This is a genomic window from Lysobacter sp. Root690 (assembly GCF_001427785.1).
Classification (GTDB): Bacteria; Pseudomonadota; Gammaproteobacteria; order Xanthomonadales; family Xanthomonadaceae; genus Lysobacter.
The window spans coordinates 194,745-206,893 of record NZ_LMHM01000016.1; the positions used below are offsets into that span (position 1 = coordinate 194,745).

Here is a 12,149-nt window from a genome sequence, read left to right on the forward strand (position 1 = left end):
CGGGAGAGGGAGGTTCATTTCCACTTCGACATCGTCGCCGATCGAATTCGCCGGCCACAGCCCGAACACCGCCTTGGCCTTGATCCACTTCTCGTCGACCAACTGCTTGAGCATCCTGCGCGCGTCGCGGTACAGCTCGGTGGCCTGCTTGCCGACGATTTCGTCGCTCAGGATCGCCGGATAGCGGCCGGCCAGTTCCCAGGTGTTGAAGAACGGCGTCCAGTCGATGTACTCGACCAGTTCGTCCAGCGGGTAATCGTCGAACACGTGCAGACCCGGTTGCTTCGGCACGGGCGGAACGTAGTCGTCCCAGCCGCCGTCGTAACGCTGGCCGCGCGCCTTTTCCAGCGATACCAGCCGCTTGCCGTCGCCGCGGTTCTTGTGGCGTTCGCGGATCTCGGCATAGTCGGAGGCGTTGGCGGCGACGAACGGCTCGCGCAGATCGATCGAGATCAGCGACTGGGCCACGCCGACCGCGCGCGAGGCGTCCTTGACCCAGATCGTCGGCGACTTGTAATGCGGGTCGATCTTCAGCGCGGTGTGCGCGCGCGAGGTGGTCGCGCCGCCGATCAGCAACGGCATGGTGAAGCCCTGGCGCTGCATCTCGCGCGCGACGTGGCTCATTTCCTCCAGCGACGGCGTGATCAGGCCCGACAGACCAATCAGGTCGGCATTCTCGGCCTTGGCGCGATCGAGGATCGTCTGCGCCGGCACCATCACGCCCAGGTCGATCACGTCGAAGTTGTTGCAGGCCAGGACCACGCCGACGATGTTCTTGCCGATGTCGTGGACGTCGCCCTTGACCGTGGCCATGACGATCTTGCCGTTGGACTTGCCGACATCGCCGGTGCGCAGCTTCTCGGCTTCGATGTACGGCAGCAGATAGGCGACCGCCTTCTTCATCACCCGCGCCGATTTCACCACCTGCGGCAGGAACATCTTGCCGGCGCCGAACAGGTCGCCGACCACGTTCATGCCCGACATCAGCGGGCCTTCGATCACGTCCAGCGGGCGGGTCGATTCGGCGCGCGCAGCTTCGGTGTCTTCCTCAATCCATTGGTCGATGCCGTAGACCAATGCATGACTCAAGCGATCGCGCACCGGCTTGTCGCGCCAGCGCAGGTCCTCGACTTTCTTCTCGCCTTTCTTGCCCTTGAAGCGGTCGGCGATGTCCAGCAACCGCTCGGTGCCGTCGGGGCGGCGATTGAGCACCACGTCTTCGACCCGTTCGCGCAGGTCCGGATCGAGATCGTCGTACAGCGGTAAACCGCCGGCGTTGACGATGCCCATGTCCATGCCGGCCTTGATCGCGTGGTACAGGAACACCACGTGGATCGCCTGACGCACCAGCTCGTTGCCGCGGAACGAGAACGAAACGTTGGATACGCCGCCGGAGATATGGCTGTACGGAAACCGACGCTTGAGTTCGCGCGTGGCCTCGATGAAATCGACGGCATAGTTGTTGTGCTCCTCGATGCCGGTGGCGATCGCGAACACGTTGGGGTCGAAGATGATGTCTTCGGGCGGAAAACCGATCTCTTGCGTCAGCAGCTTGTAGGCGCGCGAACAGATGTCGACCTTGCGATCGATGGTGTCGGCCTGGCCGACCTCATCGAAGGCCATGACCACCACGGCCGCGCCGTAGCGCCGCACCAGCCGCGCCTGGCGCAAGAACTCGGCTTCGCCTTCCTTCATCGAGATCGAATTGACGATGCCCTTGCCCTGCAGGCACTTGAGCCCGGCCTCGATCACCGTCCACTTGGAGCTGTCGACCATCACCGGGATGCGGGCGATGTCGGGTTCGGCCGCGATCAGGTTGAGGTAGGTGACCATGGCCAGCTCGGAATCGAGCATGCCCTCGTCCATGTTGACGTCGAGCACCTGCGCGCCGTTCTCGACCTGCTGGCGCGCCACGACGATGGCTTCGTCGTAGCGGTTCTCCATGATCAGCTTCTTGAACTGCGCGCTGCCGGTGACGTTGGTGCGCTCGCCGACGTTGACGAAGTTGCTTTGCGGGGTGATCTGCAGCGGTTCGAGGCCGCTGAGCCGGGTCTGGCGGGGGAGGGTTGCGGTCATTGCGTCAGGAATTCTGAATTTGCTTTTGCTCGTCATTCCCGCGGACGCGGGAATCCAGCGACTTTCGTGTGGATGCGGTCAAAGGCACTGGATTCCCGCGTTCGCGGGAATGACGGTAGGAAGGTGGCGCGGGCGGAGAGGCGAGGCTCACGCCGCCGCGTCCACCAACTGCAACGGCTGCCGTGGCGCCACCCCCTCGACCACCGCGGCAATCGCGGCGATATGCGCCGGCGTCGTGCCGCAGCAACCGCCGACCAGGTTGAGCAGGCCGGCGCGGGCGAATTCGCCGAGCACCGCGGCCATGTCCTCGGGGGTTTCGTCGTAGCCGCCGAACGCGTTCGGCAGGCCGGCGTTGGGGTGGGTGCTGATGTAGGCGTCGGCGATCTGCGCCAGCACGTCGATGTGCACGCGCAGGTCCTTGGCGCCGAGCGCGCAGTTCAGGCCGATCGCGACCGGCTGGTTGTGGCGCACCGAGTACCAGAACGCCTCGGCGGTCTGGCCCGACAGGGTCCGGCCAGAGGCGTCGGTGATGGTGCCGGAGATCATCACCGGCAGCCGCGCGCCGCGCGCGTCGAAGGCTTCCTCGACCGCGAACAGCGCGGCCTTGGCGTTGAGCGTGTCGAAGATGGTCTCGACCATGATCACGTCCGCGCCGCCGTCGATCAGGCCGTCGGTGGCTTCGCGGTAGGCGATGCGCAGTTCGTCGAAGGTGATCGCGCGGTAGCCGGGACGGTTCACGTCCGGGCTCAGCGAGGCGGTGCGGCTGGTCGGGCCGAGCACGCCGATCACGTAGCGCGGCTTGTCCTTGCCGGCCGCCGCGTCGCGCGCTTCGGCCTCGTCGCAGGCTTGGCGCGCCAGGCGGGCGCCCTCGAGGTTGAGTTCGCGCGCCAGATGCTCCAGGCCGTAATCGGACAGCGAGATCGTGGTCGAGTTGAAGGTGTTGGTCTCGATCAGGTCGGCGCCGGCGGCCAGGTACTGGGCGTGGATGTCGCCGATGATGTCGGGCCGGGTCAGGGTCAGCAGGTCGTTGTTGCCGCGCTGGTCGCGCGAGCAGCCGCAGCCCTCGCCGTGCACGTGCGCGCCGTGTTCGTCCTGCGGCGCGTACAGCCGGTCGAAGCCTTCGGCGAAGCGTTCGCCGCGATAGTCGGCTTCTTCCAGCGTGAACTGCTGGATCATCGTGCCCATCGCGCCGTCCATGACCAGGATACGTTGCGCCAACCCGCGTTCCAGCGCTTGCGCGCGCTCGGGATTGATCCAAGGCAGCTGTTTCATATCGATCTCCTCACTTCTTGCCGGCCTTGCGCACCGGCTCGCCGCCGGGCTTGCGCGCCATCAACGCGATCACTTCGAAATGCGGCGGCCGGCGTTCGCGGGTGACCGTCTCGCAGCTGACGATCTCGAACCCGGCCTTGCCGGCGAATTTCTGCAGGTCCTTTTCGGCGAACCCCAGGTTGACGTGGCCGAAGGCCTCGACCGCGCCGCGGTGTTCGTGTTTGGCCAGACTGGTCAGCAGCAGGCGGCCGCCGGGACGCAGCACCCGCGCGGCTTCGACCACCGCCTGTGCCGGTTGCTCGGCATAGGTCAGCGCGTGCATCAGCACGACGAGGTCGAAGCTGTCGGCGTCGAACGGCAACGCGTGCATGTCGCCCTCGCGCACTTCCACGTTCTTGAGCTTGCGCAGGCGCTCGGACGCGGCCGCGACCACCTTGGTGCTGGCGTCCAGGCACACATAACGGTTGGAATGCGGCGCCAGCAGCTCGGCCAGCACGCCGTCGCCGGAGGCGATGTCGAGCACGTCGCCGGGTTGCAGCAGCGGCACCGCTGAACGGGCCAGCGCTTCCCAGGTGCGGCCGGGCGAATAGTGGCGCTCCATGTCGCCGGCCACCGAGTCGGCCCAGTTCTGGTCGGAGGCGCGCATCGCCAGCACCGCGGTCACCCGTTCGGCGTCCTGACGCAGCAACGGATCGTCACTGCCGGTGCTCAGGGTCTGCCACAGGGCCCGCTGGGCCTGATCGAGCGCGCCCTCGTCGAAGCGGTAATAGGCCGACACCCCGGCGCGGCGGTCGCGCACCAGCCCGGCTTCCTTGAGCTTGGACAGATGGGTGGACACGCGCGGCTGGGCCAGGCGGGTGATCGCCGACAGCTCGGCCACGGTCAGTTCCTCGCGCTCGAGCAGGGTCAGCAGACGCACGCGGGTGGCGTCGGCGAACACTTTGAGACGGGACGACCAGCCTTCGAGATCCATGAGGGATGCGTAACTCGTGTGGAGGCGAATAAATTCGCGAGAGGGGACTAGGAACTGAAACCGCGACGAATCGACAAGAAGCATTCTGCGAGCGCGGAATTCGGGATTCGAAACAGCCAGGCCGGGTGGCCCCGCCGATCCCCGATCCCAAACCCGCTCTTCCATCAACGTATCGCGATACAGAGATAAGTGTGGTATCCGGCGCCCCTCAGGTCAAGTCGTGACGCGTCGCAGCAAAAGCCGGGACGACCCTGACGGCGTCTGAAAGCGGACTGAAAGCGCGCGGGCCGAACGCCAGATCGGGGCAGGCCGATGGGTGGGGTTATTCGGCGCGCACGGCTACAATTCGCGTTCGCGGTTCAACGAATGGACGCGCGGACCATGAGCCAGGGTCGGATCGGCCGCGACACGCCAGTGAGGCGACGGCGCCGTTCGATCGGGCTGCGATGGCAATCACCACAGCAATCAAGACCCGAGAGGTGCCGACGTGGATTTTGGCTTTACCGAAGAGCAGTTGATGATCCAGGACGTGGCGCGCCGTATCGCCCAGGAAAAGATTGCTCCCAGCGCCGAGCACCACGATCAGACCGGCGAGTTCCCGCTCGAGAACATCCGCACCCTCGGCGAGAACGGCCTGATGGGCATCGAGGTGCCGGCCGAGTACGGTGGCGCCGGCATGGACCCGATCTCCTACGTGCTGGCGATGGTCGAAATCGCCGCCGGCGACGCGGCCCACTCGACCATCGTGTCGGTGAATAATTCGCTGTTCTGCAACGGCATTCTCAAGTTCGGCACCGAGGCGCAGAAGCAGCTGTACGTGCGCGCGATTGCCGAAGGCCACGAAATCGGCGCGTTCGCGCTGACCGAGCCGCAGTCGGGTTCCGACGCCACCGCGATGCGCTGCAAGGCGGTCAAGCAAGCCGACGGCACGTTCGTGATCAACGGCAAGAAGAGCTGGATCACCTCCGGCCCGGTCGCCAAGTACATCGTGCTGTTCGCGATGACCGACCCGGACAAGGGCGCGCGCGGCATCACCGCGTTCATGATCGACACCGCCAAGCCCGGTTTCCACCGCGGCAAGACCGAGCCCAAGCTCGGCATCCGCGCCTCGGCCACCTGCGAGATCGAGTTCGAAGATTACGTCGCCGCCGCCGAGGACGTGCTCGGCGAGGAAGGCCACGGCTTCAAGATCGCCATGGGCGTGCTCGACGCCGGCCGCATCGGCATCGCCTCGCAGGCCATCGGCATCGGCCGCGCGGCGTACGAGGCCACCTTGGTCTACGTGCGCGAGCGCAAGGCCTTCGGTCAGCCGATCGGCGCGTTCCAGATGACCCAGGCCAAGATCGCCGACATGAAGTGCAAGCTCGACGCGGCCCTGCTGCTGACCTTGCGCGCGGCCTGGACCAAGGGCCAGACCGAGAAGAACGGCGGCCGTTTCAGCAACGAGGCGGCGATCGCCAAGCTGACCGCGTCGGAAGCGGCGATGTGGATCGCCCACCAGGCCGTGCAGATCCACGGCGGCATGGGCTATTCCAAGGAAATGCCGCTGGAGCGGTATTTCCGCGACGCCAAGATCACCGAAATCTACGAAGGCACCAGCGAGATCCAGCGTCTGGTCATCGCCCGCAACGAAACCGGTCTGCGCTGAAAATACCGACGATGAAACGTTTCGGTTCGTCTAGGCCTACCGCCTGTCCTGAGGACGGCGGCAAGGGCTTGCGCGTTTCGATCCGCGCCATGCATGCCGGCCCGCGCGTCTGCGCGCGGGCCCGTGTCGGCGCGTCGCTCGACTACGGCGCCGGCGTCGTTGCCGCCTTGCACGGTTTGAACTCCAAGCAATAACCACTCTCTTGGCCCGCGCGAAAGCGTGGGCCTCATTCCATCCGGATCTCGACATCCCCATGAGCATTAAAAAAGCTTCCAAGCCCGAACCCGCCAAACGCGCCGCCGCCAAACCGGCGACGAAGTCGGCATCGGCCAAGCAAGCCCCGGTCAAGAAAACCTCGGCCAAGCCGGCTGTTGCCAAACCCGCTGCGAGCAAGCCCGCGCCCGTCAGCAAGTCGGCCAGCGTCAAGAAGGCCGCGCCCGACAAGGCCGCGCTGGACACCGGCCAGTCCGCGCCGCCGGTCGACAGCCAGGCGGTCAGCCTCGAGCCGATCGTCGCGGCGATGCGCAAGCGCCTGCCCAAGGCGCGCCATGCCGAGGCCGAAGCGTTCGCGCATGCGTTCTACAAGCGCATGAGCGGGGATGAGCTGCCGCAGCATCAGCCCGATGGCTGGGCGGCGTTGGCGGTGGATTTCCTCGATTACGCGCGCGATCGCAAGCAGGGGTCGGCGCTGGTGCGTCTGTTCAACCCGACGCTGAAGTCGCATGGCTGGGAATCGCCGCACACCGTGCTGCAGATCGCCAACGACGACATGCCGTTCCTGGTCGACTCGGTGACCATGGCGCTGGCCGATCAGGGCATCGGCGTGCACGTGCTCGGCCATCCGGTGGTGACCTTCCAGCGCGACAAGGCCGGCAAGCTGCTGGCGGTCGGGCAGGGCGTGGCCGAATCGTTGATGCACCTGGAAATCGACCGGCAGACCCCGGAATCGGCCGCCGCGGTCAAGCAGGCGCTGGAAACCGTGCTCGCCGACGTGCGCGCGATCGTGCGCGACTGGGCGCAGATGCGCGACAAGATGAACGAAGTCGCCGACGATCTGCCGGGCGAAAACCTGCCGATCGATGAAGACGGCAAGCGCGAAGCGCAGGCGTTCCTGCACTGGGCCGCCGACAACCACTTCACCTTCCTGGGCTATCGCGAGTACGAAGTCGTCAAGCTCGGCGGCAATGACGTGCTGCGCGCGGTCAAGGACAGCGGCCTGGGCCTGCTGCGCGGCAAGGAAGTCGGCAAGCCGCGCCTGCTGACCTCGCTGGCGGCGCATTACATGCCGCAGTCCGGTTCGGTCGATGCGTTGATCCTGACCAAGACCAATGCGCGTTCCACCGTGCATCGCCCCGGCTACATGGACTACATCGGCGTGTTGAGCTTCGACGCCGAAGGCCGCCCGACCGGCGAGAAGCGCTTCCTCGGCCTGTACACCTCCAGCGCCTACAACCGCCGCCCGTGGGACATCCCGCTGGTGCGTCAGCGCCATGCCTATGTGATGCAGCAGTCCGGCCTCGGCCCCGACAGCCACAGCGGCAAGGCCCTGCGCCATGTGCTGGAAACCCTGCCGCGCGACGAGCTGTTCCAGTCCAGCGAAGAAGAACTGCTCAAGACCACCTCGGGCATCCTCGGCCTGCAGGAACGCGTGCGCAGCAAGCTGTTCCTGCGCCAGGATCGTTACGGCCGCTACTACTCCGGCCTGGTCTACATCCCGCGCGAGCGCTTCAACACCGACGTGCGCCTGCGCGTGGAAGCGATGTTGAAGGACAAGCTGCACGGCGAACACATCGACACCACCGTGCACATCGGCGAATCGCCGCTGGCGCAGTTGCACCTGATCGTGCGGCCGAAGGCCGGCGATGCGGTCCAGAACGGCGGCCGCCAGATCGACAACGCCGCGATCGAGGCCGAACTGGCCGAGATCGTGCGCAACCGCCAGGACGACCTGCGCGAAGCGCTGGTGCGCAACAACGGCGAGCAGCAGGGCCTGGCTTTGGCCAATCGTTACGGCCGCGCCTTGCCGGCGGGCTACATCGAGGAAGTCTCCGCCGGCGTCGCCGCGCAGGACATCGCCCACGTCGCCGCCCTGAGCGGCCCCGACGACCTGCGCCTGAGCCTGTGCCGCACGCGCACCGGCGAAGGCGGGCTGCGCTTCAAGTTCTATCGCCAGCTCGACGACATCCCGTTGTCGGACGCGCTGCCGATGATGGAGAACATGGGTCTGCGGGTGATCTCCGAGCACCCGTACCGGCTCAATGTCGACAACCAGCCGGTCTACATCCAGGACTTCGAGGTCGAGACCGCCAACAACGACATCGACGTCGACCGCCTGGACGAAAACTTCGAGGAAGCCTTCGCCCAGATTTGGCGCGGCAATGCCGAGAACGACGGTTTCAACCGCCTGATCCTCACCGCCAACCTGTCCTGGCGCCAGGTCGCGATGCTGCGCGCGTACTGCAAGTACCTGCTGCAGGTCGGCGTGCCGTTCTCGCAAAGCTACGTCGAGGAAACCTTCAGCCGCTATCCGCTGCTCGCGCGTTTGCTGGTGGAACTGTTCGAAGCGCGCTTCGACCCGTGCACCGGCAACGAGAGCAAGGACGAGATCAAGGCCGGCCAGGAACGCCTGGTCCAGCAGTTCGACACCTTGTCCGGCGGCGACGCCGCGGTCATGACCGCGCTCAAGCCGGTCATCGAAGCGCGCAACGGCAAGCGCGATCAGCAGGCACAGGCCACGGTCGAGGCGATCAAGGCGCTGCTCGACCGCGTCTCCAGCCTCGACGAAGACCGCATCCTGCGCAGCTTCATCGGCGTGATCAACGCCACCTTGCGCACCAGCTACTACCAGACCACCGCCGACGGTTCCGAGCGCGGCTACGTGAGCTACAAGTTTGATTCGGCCAACGTGCCGGACCTGCCCAAGCCGCGTCCGTACCGCGAAATCTTCGTCTACGGCCCGCGCGTGGAAGGCGTGCACCTGCGTTTCGGCCCGGTCGCCCGCGGCGGCCTGCGCTGGTCGGATCGCCGCGAAGACTTCCGCACCGAGGTGCTGGGTCTGGTCAAGGCGCAGATGGTCAAGAACACGGTGATCGTGCCGGTCGGTTCGAAGGGCGGTTTCTTCGCCAAGCGTCCGCCGATCGGCGGCGACCGCGATGCGATCCTCGCCGAGGGCATCGCCTGCTACAAGATGTTCATCAACGGCTTGCTGGACATCACCGACAACATCGTCGGCGGCAAGATCGTGCCGCCGGCCAATGTCGTGCGCCACGACAACGACGATCCGTACCTGGTCGTCGCCGCCGACAAGGGCACCGCAACCTTCTCCGACATCGCCAACGGCATCGCCGCCGAGCACAAGTTCTGGCTCGACGACGCCTTCGCTTCGGGCGGTTCGGTCGGTTACGACCACAAGGGCATGGGCATCACCGCCAAGGGCGCGTGGGAGTCGGTCAAGCGCCACTTCCGTTCGCTCGGCCGCGACAGCCAGACCCAGGACTTCACCACGGTCGGCATCGGCGACATGTCCGGCGACGTGTTCGGCAACGGCATGCTGCTGAGCGAGCACATCCGCCTGCTGGCCGCGTTCGACCACCGCCATATCTTCCTCGACCCGAATCCGGACGCGGCGAAGACGTTCAAGGAACGCGAGCGCATGTTCAAGCTGCCGCGCTCGAGCTGGGACGACTACGACAAGGCGCTGATCAGCAAGGGCGGCGGCGTGTACCCGCGTTCGGCCAAGTCGATCCCGCTGTCGCCGGAAATCAAGGCCGCGCTCGGCATCGAAGGCAACGCCACCGCGATGAGCCCGGTCGAGCTGATGAGCGCGATCCTCAAGGCGCCGGTCGACCTGCTGTGGAACGGCGGCATCGGCACCTACGTCAAGGCCAGCAGCGAAACCAACAGCGACGTCGGCGACCGCGCCAATAACGCGCTGCGGGTCAACGGCGGCGACCTGCGCTGCAAGATGGTGGGCGAGGGCGGCAACCTGGGCCTGACCCAGCTCGGCCGCATCGAGGCCGCGCAGCACGGCGTGCTGCTCAACACCGACTTCATCGACAACTCCGCCGGCGTGGACACCTCGGATCACGAGGTCAACATCAAGATCCTGCTCAACGGCCAGGTCCAGGCGAAGAAGCTGACCCTGCCCGAGCGCAACAAGCTGCTGGCGTCGATGACCGACGAAGTCGCCGACCTCGTGCTCAACGACAACTACCGCCAGAACCAGGCGATCAGCTTGATGGAGCGGATGAGCCTGTCGCGCCTGGGTTCGAAGCTGCACTTCATCCGCACCTTGGAATCGCAGGGCCTGCTCGATCGCCAGATCGAGTTCCTGCCGTCTGACGCCGAAATCGCCGAGCGCAAGGCGCGCGGCCAGGGTCTGACCCGCCCGGAACTGTCGGTGCTGCTGTCGTACTCCAAGCTGGTCGCGTTCCAGCAGATGCTCGATTCGGACGTGCCGGAAGACCCGTACCTGTCGAAGGAACTGGTGCGTTACTTCCCGCAGCCGCTGCAGGCCAAGTACGCCAAGGCGATGGAAAACCACCGCCTGAAGCGCGAAATCATCGCCACCGCGGTGACCAACTCGACCATCAACCGGATGGGCGCGACCTTCCTGCTGCGCATGCAGGAAGACAGCGGCCGCACCCCGGGCGAGGTCGCCAAGGCCTTCACCATCACCCGCGAGACGTTGGACGCGCGCGACCTGTGGACGCAGATCGACGCGCTCGACGGCAAGGTCGCCGAGTCGACCCAGATCGACGCCCTGCAGGTGATCTGGACGCTGCAGCGTTCGTTCACCCGTTGGCTGCTGTCGCGTCCGGGCGCGATCCCCGACATCACCACCGCGGTCGACCGCTACCACGACGGCTTCAAGAACATCCGCGCCGGCCACGGCATCCTCGGCGACGGCGAACGCCCGACCCACGACGCCGCGTTCGCCGACTGGAAGGCCAAGGGCGTGCCCGAATCGCTGGCCGCGCAGCTGGCCGCGCTGCCGTACCTGGAGCCGAGCTGCGACATCATCGAACTGGCGCGCGAGCGCAAGCTCAAGCCGGTCGACGTGGCCAAGGTCCACTTCCGCCTCGGCGAAGCGCTGCGTCTGCCGTGGCTGCAGGAGCAGATCGACGCGCTGACCGTCGACGGCCGCTGGCATGCGGTGGCGCGCGGCGTGCTGCGCGAGGAACTGTCGACCCAGCAGCGCATCCTGGTCGGCCAGGTGCTGAAGATGCCGGGCGCCAACGCCGATGCGAAGGTGCAGGCATGGTTGGGACGCGACGACCAGTCGCTGCGTTTTACCCTGGCGATGCTGACCGAGCTGGCGGCGCAGAAGACGCTCGATTACCCGACCGCCTCGGTCGCGGTGCAGCGTCTGTCGCAGTTGGCCGCGCGCGGCTAAGCCGTGATGCGGGGGCGCCGCGAGGCGCTCCCGCAGCCGGTGGTTTTCTCGTTACATCCCGGAATTCTTTCATCAAGGAACGATGAACATGGCCAGATCCGACGATTCCGCGCCGACCGTGTCGGCGCTGATCGCGCAAGCCGACGCGCTGGCTCGCGTCAGCGTGCTGCTCAAACGCGATGGCGAGCGATTCGCCGCATGGTGGGGTGGCCCCGGCGTGGTCACCGCGCCCGACGCAAATCACCGTCACTGGCTCAGCATCGACTGCCGGTTCCTCCCCGAAGGCCTCGGCCCGGACAGCGGCGTGCTGAGCATCTACACCGACGAAGAAGACTGCGAATCGGGATTCGCCGTGCACGACCCGCAGGCGCGTTTGCCGCGGGCCGATTCCCCGGTCGAGGGCGAGCCGCTGTACGCCCATCCGTCGCGTTCGCTGCCGCCGCCGGATGCGTTCGACGACGGTCACGACGACGATGCCTATCTCAAACACTGGCAAACTCATTGCCCGATGTACGCCGACGACATCGTCGCCGTGCTCGGCGGTTGGCATTTCCCGTGGCCCGATGGCGATTGGGAGCAGAACCGCGAACGCGCGTTGCTGGCCTGGACCCTGGACGAATCCGAACCCTGGGTCGAAGTCTGGGGCGGCGGCGCGGCGTTTCAGGTGATGCAGCGGGTGACGTGAAGCACGTTTTGTTTCTGCTTGTAGCCCTCTCCCGTTTGCGGGAGAGGGTTGGGTGAGGGCACGCCATGCTGCATATCTTGCGGCGTTGCTCACTTTCGCG

Annotated in this window: 5 protein-coding genes and 1 pseudogene; 3 read left to right on the forward strand and 3 right to left on the reverse strand. The window is 66.2% G+C overall.

The features are described from left to right. From metH to ASD86_RS18545, 3 genes are all read right to left on the reverse strand, one after another. The coding region (gene metH / locus ASD86_RS18535; protein WP_235567815.1) for a methionine synthase at nt 1-2,076 on the reverse strand (2,076 nt) is incomplete at its 3' end. 147 nt (nt 2,077-2,223) lie between these two features. Then, nucleotides 2,224-3,348 (reverse strand): homocysteine S-methyltransferase family protein, encoded by a 1,125-nt coding sequence (locus tag ASD86_RS18540; RefSeq protein WP_056113993.1) that lies wholly within the window; start codon nt 3,346-3,348, stop codon nt 2,224-2,226. A 10-nt stretch (nt 3,349-3,358) separates the two neighbouring features. Continuing rightward, a complete protein-coding gene (locus ASD86_RS18545) occupies nt 3,359-4,321 on the reverse strand; it encodes a metalloregulator ArsR/SmtB family transcription factor (RefSeq protein ID WP_056113996.1) in 963 nt (320 codons plus the stop codon). Nucleotides 4,322-4,808: 487 nt separating this feature from the next. Between ASD86_RS18545 and ASD86_RS18550 the strand changes: the two genes are divergently transcribed. From ASD86_RS18550 to ASD86_RS18560, 3 genes and pseudogenes are all read left to right on the forward strand, one after another. Next, nucleotides 4,809-5,969, forward strand: a complete 1,161-nt coding sequence (locus ASD86_RS18550) for an acyl-CoA dehydrogenase family protein (protein ID WP_056113998.1) — start codon at nt 4,809-4,811, stop codon at nt 5,967-5,969. Nucleotides 5,970-6,450: 481 nt separating this feature from the next. Then, nucleotides 6,451-11,364, forward strand: a pseudogene (locus ASD86_RS18555) (NAD-glutamate dehydrogenase domain-containing protein); the annotation flags it as partial. A gap of 88 nt (nt 11,365-11,452) precedes the next feature. Beyond that, entirely contained in the window at nt 11,453-12,049 is a 597-nt protein-coding gene (locus tag ASD86_RS18560; RefSeq protein WP_157476834.1) for a hypothetical protein, read from the forward strand. Nucleotides 12,050-12,149: the final 100 nt, after the last annotated feature.